At 72.5% G+C, this 18469-nt stretch carries 14 protein-coding genes; 10 read left to right on the top strand and 4 right to left on the bottom strand.

Going from position 1 to position 18469, the window contains the following annotated elements:
* Positions 1-503 precede the first annotated feature (503 nt).
* The gene (gene leuS / locus F6W97_RS26010; protein WP_155373154.1) at positions 504-3311 is read left to right on the top strand and encodes a leucine--tRNA ligase; all 2808 of its coding nucleotides are present in this window, start codon (positions 504-506) and stop codon (positions 3309-3311) included.
* 140 nt (positions 3312-3451) lie between these two features.
* Here leuS and F6W97_RS26005 read toward each other — a convergent pair whose 3' ends face one another.
* The 4 genes from F6W97_RS26005 to F6W97_RS25990 form a co-directional block, all read right to left on the bottom strand.
* Positions 3452-4381 carry a type IV toxin-antitoxin system AbiEi family antitoxin domain-containing protein gene (locus F6W97_RS26005; protein WP_230686997.1) on the bottom strand — a complete coding sequence of 310 codons (930 nt, stop codon included), beginning with the start codon at positions 4379-4381 and terminating at the stop codon, positions 3452-3454.
* Positions 4382-4565: 184 nt separating this feature from the next.
* Entirely contained in the window at positions 4566-5399 is an 834-nt protein-coding gene (locus tag F6W97_RS26000; RefSeq protein WP_230686996.1) for a TVP38/TMEM64 family protein, read from the bottom strand.
* Positions 5396-6103: a type 1 glutamine amidotransferase gene (locus F6W97_RS25995; RefSeq protein ID WP_407924608.1), complete on the bottom strand. Its 708-nt coding sequence runs from the start codon at positions 6101-6103 to the stop codon at positions 5396-5398. The genes F6W97_RS26000 and F6W97_RS25995 overlap by 4 nt, the downstream gene beginning before the upstream one ends.
* Entirely contained in the window at positions 6096-7340 is a 1245-nt protein-coding gene (locus tag F6W97_RS25990) for a MurT ligase domain-containing protein (protein ID WP_155373501.1), read from the bottom strand. Before F6W97_RS25990 ends, F6W97_RS25995 begins: the two co-directional genes overlap by 8 nt.
* A gap of 214 nt (positions 7341-7554) precedes the next feature.
* Here F6W97_RS25990 and F6W97_RS25985 point away from each other — a divergent pair, with 214 nt between their 5' ends.
* The 9 genes from F6W97_RS25985 (at position 7555) to murD (ending at position 18440) form a co-directional block, all read left to right on the top strand.
* Positions 7555-7830 carry a hypothetical protein gene (locus tag F6W97_RS25985; protein ID WP_155373152.1) on the top strand — a complete coding sequence of 92 codons (276 nt, stop codon included), beginning with the start codon at positions 7555-7557 and terminating at the stop codon, positions 7828-7830.
* A gap of 387 nt (positions 7831-8217) precedes the next feature.
* On the top strand, positions 8218-8649 hold the full coding sequence (mraZ, locus tag F6W97_RS25980) for a division/cell wall cluster transcriptional repressor MraZ (RefSeq protein ID WP_155373151.1): 432 nt from the start codon (positions 8218-8220) through the stop codon (positions 8647-8649).
* Positions 8650-8844: 195 nt separating this feature from the next.
* Positions 8845-9903 carry a 16S rRNA (cytosine(1402)-N(4))-methyltransferase RsmH gene (gene rsmH / locus F6W97_RS25975; protein ID WP_155373150.1) on the top strand — a complete coding sequence of 353 codons (1059 nt, stop codon included), beginning with the start codon at positions 8845-8847 and terminating at the stop codon, positions 9901-9903.
* A 207-nt stretch (positions 9904-10110) separates the two neighbouring features.
* Complete coding sequence (locus F6W97_RS25970; protein WP_196279334.1) at positions 10111-10491, top strand: cell division protein FtsL; 381 nt, start codon at positions 10111-10113, stop codon at positions 10489-10491.
* Positions 10492-10567: 76 nt separating this feature from the next.
* Positions 10568-12817 (top strand): peptidoglycan D,D-transpeptidase FtsI family protein, encoded by a 2250-nt coding sequence (locus tag F6W97_RS25965; protein ID WP_230686995.1) that lies wholly within the window; start codon positions 10568-10570, stop codon positions 12815-12817.
* A gap of 49 nt (positions 12818-12866) precedes the next feature.
* The gene (locus F6W97_RS25960) at positions 12867-14516 is read left to right on the top strand and encodes a UDP-N-acetylmuramoyl-L-alanyl-D-glutamate--2,6-diaminopimelate ligase (protein ID WP_155373148.1); all 1650 of its coding nucleotides are present in this window, start codon (positions 12867-12869) and stop codon (positions 14514-14516) included.
* The gene (locus F6W97_RS25955) at positions 14513-15937 is read left to right on the top strand and encodes a UDP-N-acetylmuramoyl-tripeptide--D-alanyl-D-alanine ligase (protein ID WP_155373147.1); all 1425 of its coding nucleotides are present in this window, start codon (positions 14513-14515) and stop codon (positions 15935-15937) included. Before F6W97_RS25960 ends, F6W97_RS25955 begins: the two co-directional genes overlap by 4 nt.
* Entirely contained in the window at positions 15934-17043 is a 1110-nt protein-coding gene (gene mraY / locus F6W97_RS25950; protein ID WP_155373146.1) for a phospho-N-acetylmuramoyl-pentapeptide-transferase, read from the top strand. Before F6W97_RS25955 ends, mraY begins: the two co-directional genes overlap by 4 nt.
* A 5-nt stretch (positions 17044-17048) precedes the next feature.
* Positions 17049-18440 (top strand): UDP-N-acetylmuramoyl-L-alanine--D-glutamate ligase, encoded by a 1392-nt coding sequence (murD, locus tag F6W97_RS25945; protein ID WP_155373145.1) that lies wholly within the window; start codon positions 17049-17051, stop codon positions 18438-18440.
* Positions 18441-18469 lie beyond the last annotated feature (29 nt).

Raw genomic sequence — 18469 nt, 5'->3', positions numbered from 1 at the left:
CGGGCGCTTCCTGCGCTCACCCGGGCCTCCCACCATTCTGCTGATCACTCGCGCCCCGACAGAACGCCGACCTCCGTCGGGGAGGTTGCTTCGCAGGGCAAGTACCTGGGCCGGACGCCCGGCACGACGGGCCGGGCGGCTCGCATGGGAGTGAGAGCCTTGTCCGCAAGTGTTCCGTAGGCGCGCCGCATGCGGCAATGGCGGGATCCGGCCGCCGGGTGGCGTACGGGATCAGCCGGTGTGCGAGCTATGCGAGATGCGGGGCTCGCGCGGCCGGGGGTATCATGCGGTCATGGCTTGGGCCCCGCTGCTCCTTAGTGAGCCGTGCTGACGCGACAGAGCGCGCGTGAGCACGGCGACCCCTCCTGCGTGAGGGGCTTTTTTGTGCCCGCTTGCGGCACGAGACGACGGCTCTGTGTGCCTGGAGCACGCCGCCGACGCGCTGAGGCGTCCGCATACCGCCCGATGACTTTGATCTTGATCTGACTCGTGAGGACCTGGACATGAGCGAGCACGCCGAGACCCCGGCCGACATTCCCCCGTATCGCTACACCGCCGCCACCGCGAACGCGATCGAGGCGCACTGGCAGGACTTCTGGCAGGAGCAGGGCACCTTCCACGCGCCCAACCCGGTCGGCCCGCTGGCCGACCCGGCCCACCCGCGCTCGGGCGCCCCGAAGCAGTTCGTGCTGGACATGTTCCCGTACCCGTCCGGGGCCGGCCTGCACGTGGGCCACCCGCTGGGCTTCATCGGCACCGACGTGTTCGCCCGCTTCCAGCGCATGGCGGGCTTCAACGTGCTGCACACGATGGGCTTCGACTCGTTCGGCCTGCCGGCCGAGCAGTACGCGGTGCAGACCGGCACCCACCCGCGCATCACCACCGAGCGCAACGTCGAGCGCTACCGCGCCCAGCTGCGCATGCTGGGCCTGGGTCACGACGACCGGCGCTCGGTGGCCACCACCGACGTCGAGTTCTACCGCTGGACCCAGTGGATCTTCCTGCAGGTCTTCAACTCCTGGTACGACGCCGAGCAGGGCAAGGCGCGGCCGATCAGCGAGCTGGTCGAGAAGCTGGCCGCCGACCCGGCCTGGGCCGCGAAGTCCGCCACCGAGCAGCGCGCGATCATCAACGAGCACCGGCTGGCGTACGTCTCCGAGGCGCCCGTGAACTGGTGCCCCGGCCTGGGCACGGTGCTGGCCAACGAGGAGGTCACCTCCGACGGGCGCAGCGAGCGCGGCAACTTCCCGGTCTTCAAGCGCAGCCTGAAGCAGTGGATGATGCGCATCACCGCGTACGGCGACCGCCTGATCGACGACCTGGACACGCTGGACTGGCCCGAGCCGATCAAGGCGATGCAGCGGAACTGGATCGGCCGCTCCACCGGCGCGCACATCGCGTTCCCGGTCGACGGCGCGGACCCGATCCGCGTGTTCACCACGCGCCCCGACACCCTGTACGGCGCGACCTACATGGTCGTCGCGCCCGAGCACGAGCTGGTCGACGGCATCGTGCCGGCGGCCTGGCCCGAGGGCACCCACGAGGTGTGGACCGGCGGTCACGACACCCCGGCCGCGGCCGTCGCCGCCTACCGCGCCGAGGCTGCGGCGAAGACCGAGGTCGAGCGCCAGGCCGACGCCAAGGTCAAGACCGGCGTCTTCACGGGGGCGTACGCGACCAACCCGGTCAACGGCGCGCGCGTGCCGGTGTTCATCGCCGACTACGTGCTGGCCGGCTACGGCACCGGCGCGATCATGGCGGTGCCCGGCCAGGACGAGCGCGACTGGGAGTTCGCCGAGGTCTTCGAGCTGCCCATCATCCGCACCGTGCAGCCGACCGAGGGCTTCGACGGCAAGGCGTTCACCGGCGAGGGCCCGGCGATCAACTCCGGCATGCTGGACGGCCTGGGCATCGCCGAGGCCAAGGAGAAGATCATCGCCTGGCTGGAGGCCGAGGGCCACGGCCAGGGCGCGGTGACCTACCGCCTGCGCGACTGGCTGTTCAGCCGCCAGCGCTACTGGGGCGAGCCGTTCCCGATCGTGTACGGCGCCGACGGCCAGGCGATCGCGCTGCCCGAGTCGATGCTGCCGCTGGAGCTGCCCGAGGTCGACGACTTCTCGCCGAAGACCTTCGAGCCCGACGACGCCACCTCGTCGCCGGAGACGCCGCTGTCGCGCGCCAAGGAGTGGGTCGAGGTCGAGCTGGACCTGGGCAACGGCCCGCAGACCTACATCCGTGAGACCAACACCATGCCCCAGTGGGCCGGCTCCTGCTGGTACCAGCTGCGCTACCTGGACCCGACCAACGAGCAGGCCTTCGTCGACCCGGCCAACGAGGCCTACTGGGTCGGGCCGCAGTCGGCCGGCGACTCCGGCGGCGTCGACCTGTACGTCGGCGGCGTCGAGCACGCCGTGCTGCACCTGCTGTACGCCCGCTTCTGGCACAAGGTGCTGTTCGACCTGGGCCACGTCAGCAGCTTCGAGCCGTACCACCGCCTGTTCAACCAGGGTTACATCCAGGCGTACGCGTACAAGGACGACCGGGGCGCCTACATCCCGGCCGAGGAGGTCGCCGAGGAGCAGCCGACCGTCTTCACCTGGAACGGGGAGAAGGTCAACCGCGAGTACGGCAAGATGGGCAAGTCGCTGAAGAACGTCGTCACGCCCGACGAGATGTGCGAGCGGTACGGCGCCGACACCTTCCGCGTGTACGAGATGTCCATGGGCCCGCTGGAGGTGTCCCGCCCCTGGGAGACCCGGGCCGTCGTCGGCGCGTACCGCTTCCTGCAGCGGGTCTGGCGCACCGTCGTCGACGAGCAGACCGGCGGCGTCGCCGTGGTCGACGCTCCGGCCTCCGACGACCTGCGCCGCCTGCTGCACCGCACCGTCGCCGGCGTCCGCGAGGACATGGCCGCGCTGCGCTTCAACACCGCGATCGCGAAGCTGATCGAGCTGACCAACGCGCTGACCAAGGCCGGGGCCACCCCGCGCGAGATCGCCGAGCCGCTGGTGCTGATGCTGGCCCCGATCGCCCCGCACATCGCCGAGGAGCTGTGGTCCAAGCTGGGCCACGACGGCTCGCTGACCTTCGTCGACTTCCCGGTCGCCGACCCGGCGCTGCTGACCGCCGACCTGGTCACCTACCCGGTCCAGGTCAACGGCAAGGTCCGTGGCCGGATCGAGGTGGCCGCCGACGCCGCCGAGGCCGACATCCGCACGGCCGCCCTGGCCGAGGTCGCCGCCACGCTGGCCGGCAAGGACCCCAAAAAGGTCATCGTCGTCCCCAACCGCCTGGTCAGCATCGTCGCCTGACGTTTCGAGAAAGGAAGGGCACCTTCTTAACGCTCCGCGTTCAAGAAGGTGCCCTTCCTTTAGTTGCGCTGGTTGATGATCTGTTTTTGTGGACGCTGGGTGCCCCCATAAGGGCCGTCAGCGTCCACAAAAACAGATCATCAACCGGTCCAGCCTGCGGCCCGCAGGGCGGCACGGACCGTTTCGAGGACTTCGTCCGGATGGTTGCGTATCGCCCAAGCCGGGAACCGCAGCACCCGCTCGCCGCGCACCCACAACGCGTTCTGCCGCTGCATGTCCGCCCAGTACGCCCGCACATCGAGGTGCTGCGCGCCGTCGATCTCGGCGTGGACGCCGTACTGCTCGAACAGGGCGTCCAGGTAGCGCTGCCGCCCGGTTCCGTCACGGCGGCTCACCTGCAGCTTCGGCCGTGGCAGGCCGCCTCGGCGGCACAGCGCCAGGAACTGCGCCTCGGGCAGCGACCCTGCTCCGGCTGCCGCGTCGTTCACCGCCAAAGTGATCACCGGACGCCGCCGTACGGAACTCAGCCGGGCGAGCACGGCGCGCAGGTCCGCGGCGTCCACCAGCCGCTGCTGCACCGCGGCCGCGACGACCGACCGGGCCTCGTCGTCGGAGCGTGCCCACTGTGCCGCGTCGATGACCGAGCGTGGGGGCATCGTGCAGGGCGGGCTGCCGAGATCGTGCACGTCCGACGGCTCCAGTCGTCGGGTGCGGTGGGTGATCACGTCGTGCGGTGTGTCGCGGTCGCGGGCGGCCGACGGCATGAGCAGGTGTATCGCGTGTACGTGAAAGCCTCGCAGGCCGAGCTGAGCCAGCGCGGTGCGGCCCGCGGTCACCGTGCCCGGCGGCCCGGCCAGTACAGCGACCCAGCGCCGCTGGTCGTCGTCATCGGGCGCGTCGCGCAGGACGTAGACGCCGCGCCGCGGCCGTCGCCAGCGGCCGGTGTCCAGCCGATGACGGATGGCTTTCTCGGAGAAATGGGCCAGCGCCTGCGCCCGGGTGAGCACGTCGCTCTGCCGGAACAGCAGGAAGTCGAGATCGGACGAGTCGTCCCGCGGCAGCGCACGCACGCCCGCAGAGCCTAGACCGGCGGCGCAAGATCTGTTTTTGTGGACGCCGACGGCCCCTGGAGGGGCATTCATCGTCCACAAAAACAGATCTTCACTGCCGGCTCCGCCGCGGATGCGGCATCTGTCCAGCCGGATGATCCGCCGCCCGATGCCGGGGCACTGTCAGGCCCTGACGCCGGACATGTCAAGCGGTGGCGGGGCGGCCCGTGTGGCGGGTCTGGTGGCGCCAGTGCAGGGCGGCGGCGGCGCTGATCAGGATGCCGGTCGCGGCCGGGATGAAGGTCAGCCAGCTCAGCGAGTGCGGCGCGATGGCGGCCGCGCCGATGGTGGCGTAGCTGAACGAGGACGGCAGCCCGCCCAGCGCGGTGCCCAGCAGGTAGTGCCGGAAGCGCACCGAGCTGGTCCCGTACGCGTACCCCACCAGCCCGAACGGGGCGATCGGCTGCAACCGCACCACGATGACGGCCAGCAGGCCGCGCCGGGCCAGCCAGCGGTCGAGCCGGGCCAGCCGGTCACCGGCGTGCGCGGCGACGAAGTCGCGCCCCGCCCAGCGGCCCGCGGCATACGTGATGGTCGCGGCCAGCAGCGCGGCGGTGAGCGACCAGGCGGCCCCCGCGACCGCGCCGAACAGGGCGCCGCAGCCCAGCGAGATCGCGGTACGCGGCACCAGCGCGCACAGCAGCACCGCGCAGACCAGCACGGCGACCACGGGCGCGGCCGGGCCGAGCTGGTCCACCCAGGCGGGCAGCTTGTCCAGCGGCAGTTTCCACGCGGCGAAGCCCGCCAGCCCGACCAGCAGGGCGAGCGCGGCCAGTCGCGGCCAGTGCGTGCCCGTCCCAGGTCCGGCCGGTGCCGGCGCGGGCTGGACCGGATCCGCCGACACGGAGTCGACGGAGGGCGAGCCTGAGTCGGGGGAGGGCGAGCCTGCCGCGCCGGGCCGGGGCGGCGCGGCAGGCGTGGCGCCGGTCGGTGCGCTGTCGGGCTCGGTCGAGGTCGAGACCTCGGACGACGCGGTCACACGAGTCCCACGGCGCCGAGGCGCTCGCCGCGCAGCCGGGTGTGCCAGGTGTCGTCGGGGGCGGCCAGGGACTCCTCGCCGGTCGCCCAGCGCAGCAGCAGGTCGGCCAGGGCCGGGTTGCGGGACAGGGCGGGGCCGTGCGAGTACGTGCCGATGACGGTGCCGGACCAGGCGCCCTCGGTCGCGCCGTCGTTGCCGATGCCGGCCCGGACCTTGGCCAGCGGCTTCACCTCGGGACCGAGGTGGGTGCGGCCGCCGTGGTTCTCGAAGCCGGTGAGCATGGGCAGGCCCAGCGCCGGGTCGATGTCGCCGGCCAGCTCGCCGACGGCGCGGGTGGGGCCGCGGTCGGAGTGCAGGTCGAGCAGGCCCAGGCCGTCGCACTTGGCGCCCTTGGCGAAGAAGCTGTTGCCGAGCAGCTGGTATCCGGCGCACACGGCGAAGACCACGGCGCGGCGGTCGACGGCGCGGTGCAGGCCGCGGTCGGCGGCCAGCCGCTGGGCGGCCAGGGCCTGCGGGCCGTCCTCGCCGCCGCCGATGAGGTAGATGTCGCCGTAGGGCAGGGCCTGGTCGGAGCGCACCTCGAGGGTGTCGACGGGGATGCCGCGCAGCTTGGCGCGGTGCGCCAGGATCAGCATGTTGCCGCGGTCGCCGTAGGTGGACAGCAGGTCGGGGTAGACCCAGACGATCTGGAGTGCGCTAGACAACTCGATCCAACTCCGCTCGGATGTCCTGGAACGCGGTGTAGTTCGCGATCACTTCCAGGCGGCCGGGCGGCACCGCCGCGACGGCCTCGTCGAATGACTTCACATGGGTGAAGGGCACGTCGTTGACCTGCAGCCGGACGGCGAGGTCGTACGCCCGGTCGCCGGTGATCAGGACCTGGCGGCCGCGCAGCGGGGCGAAGTCGACGTCGAACAGCCAGCTGGTGTCGAAGCCGTCGGGGTCCCGCGCGTTGATCGACAGCAGGGTGGGCTGCTCCTCGGCCATGTCGAAGGCCTCCAGCCAGCTGGCCGGGTTCTTGGCCAGCAGCAGGCGGATGTTGCGCCCGTCCCGGTCGACCTGGGCGTAGCGGCCGGCCACGCTGGCGACCTCGGCCAGCTTGGGGGCGGCGTCGGCGGGGGAGACCCCGAACCGGTGCGCCACGGCCAGCGCGGTCGCCGCGTTGCCGACGTTGACCTTGCCGGGGAGCTGGAGCTTGACCTCGTGGCGTACGCCCTCGGGGTCGATCACGGCGGACTCGTCGACCGTCCACTGCGGGGCCGGGCGGGCCAGGTCGCCGGTGGCGCAGCGCCAGGCGTCGGCGTCGGTCTCGTCGCGCTCGATGTGCGCGCCGCAGGCGGGGCAGACGTGCGCGTCCTCGCGCCAGCGCTGGCCCGCGGAGAACCAGGTCACCTTGCCTTCGCCGGAGGCGGCGTGCGCGGCGGCGGCGTATACGACCATCGGGTCGTCGGCGTTGGCGACCACGTGCACGTCGGGGTGGTCGGCGAGGGCGTCGCGCCACAGCTGCGCCATCATCGCCACCTCCTTGGCCCGGTCGAGCTGGTCGCGGGACAGGTTCAGCAGCGCCACCACCAGCGGCGTGGTGGCTCGCAGCACCTGCGCGAGGTAGTGCTCGTCGACTTCCAGCACGGCGTACGGCGTGGCGCCGGCGCGGGCCAGGGCGGAGGTGTGGCCGGTGGGCATGTTCGCGCCGAACGAGTTCGTCGCGACGTCGCCGAGCACGCCGACCGCCGCCGCGGTGAACCGCGTGGTGGTGGTCTTGCCGTTGGTGCCGGAGACCAGGGCTATGCGTCGCCCGGCCGCCAGGTGGGCCAGCAGGTCCGGGTCGATCATCATGCCCAGGCGCCCGCCGATGACCGATCCGTCGCCCCGGCCGGTGGCGCGCGAGAGCGCCGCGGCGGTGCGCGAGACCGATGCCGCGAGCGAGGCCCGCAGCGGCAGCTTGTTCTCCGTCACGCGGGAGAGGCTACCTGACTCCCGGACCGCGTCAGGCCTGTGGCGTGAACCACTGCCTCGCCTCCTGTTTTCCCAGCGTATTGCGCGAATCGGGTCCGAAGGGGTAAAACGATACAGCGGCCGTGCGCGAATGCGCACCACGTGCCGGGTGGCGAGCACTTGGCACAGTGGTGGGCCGCACCCCTGGAAGGACATCGCTGTGCTCGAACTCCCCGAGCGGCGCCCGGCCCGTCTGCTGCTGGGCCTGGGCGCCGGTATCGCCGCGGTCAGCCTGCTCGGCGCCCCGGCCGCCAAACCCGCCCCCACCGCCGCCAAGACCTCCGCGAGCGCGTCCGCCCAGCCTGACGGGCAGGCCCGCCGCGACCAGCGCCGCCCGTCCGGCGAGGATCCGCAGGCAGAGCCCGAGGCCGCCGCGACAGACGCCCGGTCCGAGGACGACGCCGACGACGCCGATACGGACGCCGCCGACAACTGAGCGGGCAAACCCCTCCACCGATCGACGGTCATATAACTGAGTAGCACCAAGAGAGAGCTGTCAAGCACCCTCTGTCATCGCATAACCACCTCCGGGTGACCGTGCGGAGACGGAGGGTGCTTTTTGCTGGGGTAAACCCGGGTGTCAAAAAGATGACCTTGGTAACGCGCCGCGCCGCCCTCCACCGGTCGTTTACGGCCATGAGCTGCGCCTATGTGGAGCGAAACCGCACCCGGAAGGCTGAATCCGCATTGACCGTGGAGGGAAGTGGAGTAAAGTGGGGCGCAATGGCGGGCCGGATGGTCCGCCGGCCCCGGAGGCAACGCACGGCGACTCGTCCGCGAAACGAGACGGCGGCGGTGTCGGCGCTGGAGGGGGTGGGGGCCGATGTTCCTGGGCACCCATACTCCCCGGCTCGACGACAAGGGCCGGCTGATCCTGCCCGCTCGGTTCCGTGACGAGCTGGCAGGAGGTGTCGTGATCACCAAAGGGCAGGAGCGCTGTCTCTACGTCTTTCCGACGCCGGAGTTCCAGCGCATCGCGGGCCAGTTGGCCGAGGCTCCGATGACGCACAAGGCGGCCCGCGCTTACAGCCGGGTCTTCTTCGCCAGCGCGCACGACGAGATCCCCGACAAGCAGGGCCGGGTCACCATCCCGAGCCACCTGCGGGAGTACGCGGGACTGGACCGTGACCTCGTGGTCATCGGCGCCAGCACCCGGGTCGAGGTCTGGGACAGGCAGGCGTGGGACGCCTACCTCGAGGCGAACGAAGACGAGTTCGCCGGCATCGAGGAGGGGGTGCTGCCCGGCGGTCTGTGAGGACGGGGGTCCGGCAACCGTTCACGGCCGGGCTCGACAGTCGTACCGCGAGATCTCCACCCGCTCCGGCACCTGGCGTCACTTCCCCGACGCCAGGCGCATCGCTCCCATCCTCGGCCGCGACGAGGGTGGGAACGGGGAAGCGGTTGGGGATCTGGCGGTACGACGAGGCACAGCGAAAACAGGGGGGTCGAAGTGGTGGAGCCGCGTGGCGTACACGTGCCGGTTCTGCTTGATCGATGCCTGGAGTTGCTGGCCCCCGCCCTGGACCGGCCCGGACACGCACCCGGCGGCCGCACGGTCTACGTCGACGGCACCACCGGGCTCGGCGGCCACGCCGAGGCGGTGCTGCTGGCGCACCCGGAGACCATCCTCGTCGGGCTCGACCGCGACACCGAGGCGCTGGCGCACTCGCAGCGCCGGCTGGAGCGGTTCGGCGACCGGGTGCACCTGGTGCACGCCGTCTACGACGAGCTGCCGCTGGTGCTGAGCAAGCTCGGCCTGGAGAAGGTCGACGGCGTGCTGTTCGACCTCGGCGTGTCGTCGCTGCAGCTGGACGAGGCGGACCGCGGGTTCGCGTACGCCCAGGACGCGCCGCTCGACATGCGCATGGACCAGACCAGGGGCGTCACCGCCCAGGAGATCGTCAACAGCTACTCCCACCCGGAGCTGACCCGGATCCTGCGGGTCTACGGGGAGGAGAAGTTCGCGTCCAGGATCGCGGCGGCGATCCTGCGCGAACGTGCCAAGGCGCCGATCACGTCATCGGCCCTGCTGGCCGAGCTGGTGCGGGACTCGATCCCGGCGCCGGCCCGGCGTACCGGGGGACATCCGGCCAAGCGGACGTTCCAAGCGCTGCGCATCGAGGTCAACGGCGAGCTCTCCACGTGGGAGCGTGCGCTGCCCGCCGCGATCGACGTGCTGGCGCCCGGGGGACGGGTGGTGGTGCTGTCGTACCACTCGCTCGAGGACCGGATCACCAAGCAGGCCTTCGCGGCCCGCGCCCGCAGCACCGGACCGGTGGACCTGCCGGTCGAGCTGCCGGGCACCGGGCCGACGCTGCGCCTGCTGACCAGGGGCGGGGCCGAGATGGCGTCGGAGGCCGAGGTGGCCCGCAATCCGCGGGCGGCGTCGGTGCGCCTGCGGGCCGTGCAACTGATCGAGGAACCGGGCACCAGCCGGAGCGAACCGAAGGCCGGCCGCCCGTTCAAGGCCGCGGAGCGGGCTCCGCATGACAGACACCAGGGTCCCTGACCGGGGCCCGGCAGGCTGCGAGCAAAGGGGGTAGGGATGAACGTGACACCGCTGCGGGCATCGCGCCGCAGCACAGCGTCCTCGCAGGAGGCGTCGCGACCGGGGGGTCGGGCCGTGACGAACGAAGCGAAGGCGCGTGAGGAAGGCCGTTCCGGGGACCGTTACCGGACGAGGGGCAGTGCCGCGCTGGCGGTGCAGCCGGAGCCTGTGACGTCGCCGGAGGCACGGCGACCGCGGCTGCGGCTGGCTCCGCCGGTGCCGGTGGCGGCGCCGCGAACGCCGTTTGTGCTGCTCATCGTGCTGGTCGTGGTCGCCGGGGTGCTCGGCATCCTGGTGCTCAACACCAAGATCGCCGAGAGCGGTATCCAGCTGACCGATCTGAAGAAGCAGCAGGCGCAACTCGACCTGCGCGAGCAGCAGATCACCCAGGAGATCACGGAGGCGGAGTCGCCGGGTCGCCTGGAGGCGGCGGCCAAGCGGCTGGGCCTGGTGCCGGCGGGCGCGCCCGCCTTCATCCGGCTCCCCGACGGCAAGATCATCGGGGTGCCGCAGCCGGCCACCGGCAAGCCGAGCATCACCAGCCAGTGAGCATCGGGCTCCGGCATGGCTCCCCACGCGGAGCCGTGCCGGAGCCTGCCTGCGTGAAGGCGTAGAAGGGGCGACGATGGCGCGACGCGACACCGACGAGCCGGAGGACCGGGGCCGCAACCGCCGCAGCGGTATCGGCGACGCGCGCGCGTTCACCCCGCGCGGCCGGACCACCCGCGACGGCGGCTCCGGCGACGGCGCGGAGTCCGCGCCGGACCCGCAGGCCGAGGCCGAGCTGCAGCGCCGCCGGGCCGAGCTGCGCATGGTGCGCGGCGGCCGGGCCGAGGAGGGCCGCCCGCCCCAGCGCCTGGGCCGGGTCACGGGCGCCTCCGCGGGCCGTCGCCCGCGCCGGGCCGACGACGGCGGGGACGTCGGCGGCGGCGACTTCGACGTCGAGGAGACCCCGCGCCGCCGGACCGCGCCCGCGGGCCGTGGCCGTCCCGTGGTCCGTGGCGACCGCGAATTCATCGGTCGTACGCAGGCCGCCCGTGCCCGGGAGCCGCGCCGCGGGGACCGGCTGCCCGCCGGCCGTGGCCGTGGCCAGGATCGGCGGCAGCGCCCGGTCGCCCCGCCGCCCGACCCGCCGAAGATGGGCGAGCCGCGCCGCCGGCTGCGCCTGGCCACCGCCCTGTCACTGCTGCTGTTCGCCGCGATCGGGGTGCGGCTGGTGCAGTTCCAGCTCGCCGACGCGCCCGCGTTCGCCGCCCAGGGACTGCAGGACCGGCTCGACAAGATCGTGCTGCCCGCGCAGCGCGGCGCCATCTTCGACAGCACCGGCAAGGTGCTCGCGCACAGCGTGGAGGCGCGCTTCGTGGCCGTCGACCCGGAGCTGGTCAAAGACCCCAGGGCGACTGCGGTGGCGCTCGCGCCGCTGCTGGGCAAGGCCCCGTCCGAGCTGGAGCCGCTGCTGCAGAAGGGCAAGCAGGAGGTCAGCGGCGCGCCGATCCGGTTCCGCTGGCTGCTGCGCGGGCTGAGCGTGCAGACCGCGGAGATGGTGCGCGCGCTGAACCTGGCGGGTGTCATCGTCAAGCGCGACGAGCGGCGCGACATGCCCGGCGACGACCTCGCCGCGAACCTCATCGGGTTCACCGGCACCGACCTCAACGGCCTGGCCGGCATCGAGGCGCGCTACGACCAGCTGCTGCGCGGCCGCAACGGCGAGCTGCAGTACGAGACCGGCAACGGGCAGCTGAACAAGCCCATCCCGGGCGGCTACCGCCGCGAGGTCGTGGCGCAGCCGGGCAGCTCGCTGATGCTCACGATCGACCGTGACGTGCAGTGGCAGGCGCAGCACATCCTGTACACGAGCATGGAGAAGGTCAAGGCGGTGTGGGGCGCGGCCGTGGTGCTGGACGCCCGGACCGGCGACGTGGTCGCGCAGGCCACGTACCCGACGTTCAACCCGGCGAACCCGGGTGCGGCCAAGCCGGAGCAGCTGGCCGACAACGCCACCTCGGTGGTGGTCGACCCCGGCTCGGTGCACAAGGCGATCGTGCTGTCGGCGGCGCTGCAGGAGGGCGTGATCGAGCCCGACTCGACGATCAAGATCGGCCCGTCGATCAAGAAGGGCGACCAGGTCTACTGGGACACCCACCAGTTCGCCGAGGGCACGAAGATCACGCTGCCGGGGCTGATGGCGTTCTCGTCGAACGTGGCCACCATCAAGGTCGCCGAGAAGCTCGGCGCGGAGAAGCTGTACGAGTACCAGAAGCTCTTCGGGCTCGGCCAGCCCACCGGCATCGGGGTGCCCGGTGAGTCGTCCGGCCAGCTCCAGGCGCCGGAGGACTGGAGCGGCACGTCGCACGGCTCGATCCCGATCGGGCACGAGATGGCGGTGACCCCGCTGCAGATGGCGGCGGCGTACGCGGCGATCGCCAACGACGGCACCTGGGTGCAGCCGCACCTGATCAAGCAGACCATCGCGCCCGACGGCAAGGTGACCCGGCCGGCCCCGGCCAAGTCGCACCGGGTCATCAGCGCCGAGAACGCCGCGGCGCTGCGCGAGATCATGGAGGCGGTGACCACCGTCGACCAGGCCACCGGCCGCTCGGCCGCGCTGCCCGGATACCGCATCTCCGGCAAGACCGGCACCGGCTCGCAGGTCGTCAACGGCAAGTACGTCAAGGGCGAGGTCGGCTCGTTCATCGGCATGGCACCCGCGGAGAACCCGCGCTACGTCATCGCCGTGTTCGTCAAGACGCCGGGCGTCGGCGCGGGCGGCAAGGTGGCGGGCCCGGCGTTCCGCGACATCATGGCGTTCACGCTGCGGCACTTCAAGGTGCTGCCGAGCACCGTCAAGTCGCCCACGTTCGTGACGCATTACTGATCAATGTCATTAGAAGTCAGACACAGCGGGCACAGGTGTGCGGCGGGTCATGGGCCAGCGGGTAAGGTCTGACGCCGTGCCAGGGAAACTCAGCTCCACCGCCGCGCCCCTGCGGCCGGCCCGCGTGACGCCGGTCGGCCTAGCCACGCTCGCGGCCCTTGTCGGAGCGGACTGCGCGGCATCGCCGGAGGCGCTCACGGTCGAGGTCACCGGCATCACCCACGCCGGCGACCAGGTGCGCCCCGGCGACCTGTACGCGGCGCTGCCGGGCGCGCGCCGCCACGGCGCGGAGTTCGTCCCCGGCGCGCTGGCCGCGGGCGCGGTCGCCGTGCTGACCGACGCCGCAGGAGCCGCCCACCCGGCGCTCGCACCCGCGCTCGCGGCAGGGGTGCCCGTGCTCGTCGTCGCGGACGCCCGGGAGGCGCTGGGGCCGGTCGCCGACGCCGTCTACGGCTCGCCCACCTCCGCGCTGACCGTCATCGGGCTGACCGGCACCGCCGGCAAGACCTCCACCGCGTACCTCGTCGAGTCCGGGCTGCGCGCCGCGGGCCACAAGACCGGCCTGATCGGCACCGTGGAGACCCGCCTGGGCGACCTGACCGTGACCAGCGTGCGCACCACCCCCGAGGCGACCGACCTGCACGCCCTGTTCGCGCTGGCCCGGGAGAACGGCGTCACCGCGGTGGTGATGGAGGTGTCCAGCCACGCGCTGGTGATGGGCCGCGTCGGCGGGGTGCGCTTCGCGGTCGGCGGCTACACCAACTTCGGCTCGGACCACCTGGACTTCCACACCGACTCCGACGACTACTTCCAGGCCAAGGCGCGGCTGTTCGACGGCCGCTGCCGGGTCGAGGTGCTCAACTTCGACGACCCGGCGCTGCTGCCGCTGCGCCGCCCGGCCACCGTCACCTACTCGGCCCTCGGCGACCCCGCCGCCACCTGGCACGCCGCGGACGTCGTCGAGCGGGACTTCGGCCAGCGCTTCACCGCGCTCGGCCCGGCCGGCCCGGTGCCCGCCGGAGTGCGCCTGCCCGGCCGCCACAACGTGGCCAACGCGCTGCTGGCGCTGGCCTGCCTGACCGCGGTCGGGGTGGCTCCGCGCACCGCCGCCGACGGCATCGCCGCCTGTCCGGGCGTGCCCGGCCGGCTGGAGCAGGTCGACGCGCCCGGCCCGGTGGTCGGCGTCGTCGACTACGCGCACAAGGTCGGCGCGATCGAGGCCGCGCTGCTCGCGCTGCGCTCGCTGGCCGACGTCCGGGGCGGCCGCCTCATCTGCGTGCTGGGTGCGGGCGGCGACCGGGACACCGGCAAGCGCCCGCTCATGGGCGCGGCCGGTGCACACGGCTCCGACCTGCTCATCGTCACCGACGACAACCCGCGCACCGAGGACCCGGCAGCCGTCCGGCAGGGCGTGCTCGCGGGCACTGCGGGCGCGGCTGCCGAGGTGGTCGAGATCGCCGGGCGCCGGGCCGCCATCGCCGAGGCGGTGGAGCGGGCCAAGGACGGCGACGTGATCGCGCTGCTCGGCAAGGGCCACGAGACCGGCCAGGAGATCAACGGCCAGGTGCTGCCCTTCGACGACCGCGTCGAGCTGGCGGCCGCGCTGATCGCCCGCTTCGGCCCCGCCGGCGACGCCGGGCCGGGAGCCGGGCAACGGAACCAGGCCGCTACGGCCGCCGAGCAGGAGGAGGGCCGATGATCCCGCTGAGCCTGGCCGAGATCGCCGCCGCCGTCGACGGCACGCTGCACGGCGGCGACCCGCAGACCCTGGTGACCGGCACCGTGGAGTTCGACTCCCGCAAGCTCGGGACGGGCGGGCTGTTCGTCGCATTCGCAGGCGAGAAGGCCGACGGGCACGACTTCGCCCCGGCCGCCGCGGCCGCCGGCGCGGTGGCCGTGCTCGGCACGCGCCCGGTCGCGGAGCTGCCGACGATCGTGGTCGCCGACCCGCTGGCCGCGATGGCCCGGCTGGCCCGCGCGGTGCTGGACCGCCTCGACACCACCGTCGTGGCGATCACCGGCTCGTCGGGCAAGACGACCACCAAGGACCTGATCGGCGGGCTGCTCAGCGGGCTCGGCCCGACCGTGGCGCCACCCGGCACGTTCAACAACGAGCTGGGGCTGCCGTACACGGCGCTGAAGGCCGACGCGGACACCCGTTTCCTGGTGCTGGAGATGGGCGCGCGCGGCATCGGGCACATCAAGGACCTCTGCGAGATCGCCCCGCCGCACATCGGCGTGGTGGTCAACGTCGGGGTGGCGCACATCGGCGAGTTCGGCTCGGTGGAGGGCATCGCCCTGGCCAAGTCCGAGATCGTGCAGGCGCTGCCCGCGGACGGGCTCGCCGTGCTCAACGGTGACGATCACCGGGTGGCGGCGATGGCGGGCGTCACCGCCGCGCCGTCGGTGCTGGTGGGACAGGCCGACAACGCGGACCTGCGGGCCGTGGACGTGGAGCTGGACGGGCGCGGGCGTCCCTCGTACACCGTGGTGCGAGGAACCGAGTCCGCGCGGGTGGAGCTGGGGCTGACCGGGGCGCACCAGGTGGGCAACACGCTGCTGGCGGCCGCGGTCGCCCTGCGCTGCGGCCTGCCGTGGGCCGAACTGCCCGCGGCGCTGGCCCGGTTGCGCGCCGTCTCGACCCGAAGGATGGATGTTTTCGACCGTGCCGACGGTGTCACGGTCATCGACGACTCGTACAACGCGAATCCGGCCTCGACCGCGACGGCGCTGCGCGCGCTGCACACCCTCGGCGGCGCAGGTCAGGACGAGCGGCGCACCGTGGCGGTGCTCGGCTACCACGCCGAGCTCGGTCCGGCGGAGCGTGACGGCCATGCCGAGGTGGGAGCGCTGGCGGCTACGCTCGGCGTCGGCCTGCTCATCGTGGTGGGCGAGTCAGCCGCGCCGATCCTCGACGGCGCGGCCTCGGTGCGGCATTGGGAAGGTGAGTCGGTGCTGGTCAGCGATCAGGCCGCGGCGATCGGCGTGCTGCGGGAGCGGCTGCGGTCCGCAGACGTCGTGCTGGTGAAGGGTTCGCGTTACCGAACCTGGGACGTGGTGGACGCACTGCGCGAGACACGCGCCCTCGCGGGCGCGAGTGACGGAGACGGCCACCGATGAGATCGATCATCGTCGCGATCCTGGTGGCGTTCGCGGTATCCCTCTTCGGCACCCCCATTGCCATCAAAGCCTTCACCCGGCTCAAGGCGGGCCAGCCCATCCGCACGGACGGGCCGCAGACCCACCTGTCCAAGAAGGGCACGCCCACGATGGGCGGCGTGGTGTTCATCTTCGGCACGGTCATCGCGTACGTGGTGGCCCACCTGAGCCTGACCACGCTGCCCGAGAAGCAGATCGCCCAGATCACGCCGACCATCACCGCACTGGTGCTGCTGGGCCTGTTCGTGTTCTCCGGCGCGGTCGGCTTCATCGACGACTTCCTCAAGGTCCGCCGGCGCAACAGCGGCGGCCTGAACAAGCGCGGCAAGCTGCTCGGGCAGCTGCTGGTGGGCGCGGCGTTCGGCATCATCGCGCTGAGCGACCCCGGCTCGAACACCGAGACCGTCGGCTCCACCAAGCTCTCGTTCATCCGCGACATCGACTGGCTGGACATCGGCAAGGTCGGCGCGATCATCCTGTTCGTGGCGGTGGTGCTCGGCGCCACCAACGGCGTGAACCTGACCGACGGCCTGGACGGCCTGGCCACCGGCACCTCGGTGATGGTGCTGGGGGCGTACAGCTTCATCGCGGCCTGGCAGTACCAGCACTGGTGCGCGGACACGTCCGGCTACGCGTCCAACGCCAACAACTACTGCTACGCGGTGCGGGATCCACTCGAGGTGGCGATGATCGCCGCCGCGGCGGCCGGTGCGCTCGTCGGCTTCCTGTGGTGGAACACCTCGCCGGCCCGCATCTTCATGGGCGACACCGGCTCGATGGCGCTGGGCGGCCTGATCGCGGGCCTGGCCATGTCGACGCGCACCCTGCTGCTGCTGCTCATCATCGGCGGCCTGTTCGTGATCATCACGATGTCGGTGGTGATCCAGGTGATCTCGTTCCGGACCACCGGAAAACGTGTCTTCCGCATGTCGCCGCTCCAGCACCACTTCGAGTTGGCAGGCTGGAGCGAGGTCAACATCGTCGTCCGCTTCTGGATCGTCGGCGGCATCGGGGTGGCGATCGGCCTGGGCATCTTCTACAGCGACTTCCTGCGCGTGATGGGGTGACACCGATGTACGAGGGCCGTTCGGTGCTGGTGGCCGGGGCGCGGGTGGCCGGAGCCGCCTGCGCCACCGCCCTGGCGGGCCTCGGCGCCAAGGTGACCGTGGTCGACCGGGCGGCTTCGGCCGAGACCGAGCGGCTCGCGGGCCTGGGCGTCAACGTGGTGATCGGCGAGCCCGACCCCGGGCAGTTGCTGTCCGGGGTCGACGACCTGGTCGTCTCCCCGGGCTTCCCGCCGCACCACCCCCTCGCCCTGGCCGCCGCGGCCGCGGGCATCGAGGTGTACAGCGAGCCGGAGCTGGCCTGGCGGCTGCGCAAGCCGGACGGGCCCCGCTGGCTGGCGGTCACCGGCACCAACGGCAAGACCACCACGGTCACCATGCTGGCCGCCATCCTGGGCGCGGCCGGGCTGCGCACGGCGGCGCTGGGCAACATCGGCATGCCGCTGGTCGACGCGCAGGCCGGCGGGCCCGGCGGATACGAGGTGCTGGCCGTCGAGCTGTCCAGCTTCCAGCTGCACTGGTCCTCGACGCTGGCCCCGCACGGCGGCGCGCTGCTCAACCTCGCCGACGACCACCTGGACTGGCACGGCGGCTTCGACCATTACGCGACGGCCAAGACGGCCGTGTGGCGTTCGGCGGCCACCGGGGGCACCGCGGTCGGCAATCTCGACGATCCGCGCGTCAGGGCGCTGCTGGAGGGGCTGTACGCGGCCGGGCCGCCCGGACGGGTGGTCGGGTTCACCCTGGACGTGCCGCCGCGCGGCTGCGTCGGCGTGGTCGAGGACGTGCTCGTCGACCGCACCGGCGACGGCGACGCCCACGAGCTGGCCACCCTGGCCGACATCCACCCGGTCGGCGCGCACAACGTGGCCAACGCGCTCGCGGCAGCCGCACTCGCGCTGTCGGTGGGCGTGCCGCACGAGGCGATCCGGCGCGGCCTGGCCGGGTACGTGCCCGAGCCGCACCGCAACGCGCACGTGGCCACGGTCAACGGTGTGACCTGGGTCGACGACAGCAAGGCGACCAACCCGCACGCCGCCCAGGCGTCGCTGACCTCGTACGAGCGGATCGTGTGGGTGGCCGGCGGCCAGCTCAAGGGTGTCGACATCGACGAGCTGACGGCGCGCGTCGCGCCCCGGCTGGCCGGGGCGGTGCTGCTCGGCGTGGACCGGGCCGAGATCGCCGCGGCACTGGCGCGACACGCGCCGCACCTGCCCGTGGTGGACGTGGCTCGCACGGATGATGGGGCGATGGCGGAGGTGGTGCAGGCGGCAGCCCGGTTGGCCGAGCCGGGCGACACCGTGCTGCTCGCGCCGGCCGCCGCGTCCCTGGACATGTTCCCCAGCTACGCCCGCCGTGGCGACGCATTCGCCGAGGCGGTCCGCGCCCTGCCCGCCTGACCCCGCGCCGGGCGCGCCGGACACGGCAC

The sequence above is a fragment of the Catellatospora vulcania genome, assembly GCF_009720385.1.
Classification (GTDB): domain Bacteria; phylum Actinomycetota; class Actinomycetes; order Mycobacteriales; family Micromonosporaceae; genus Catellatospora; species Catellatospora vulcania.
This window is presented reverse-complemented; position numbering and strand designations above follow the sequence as displayed.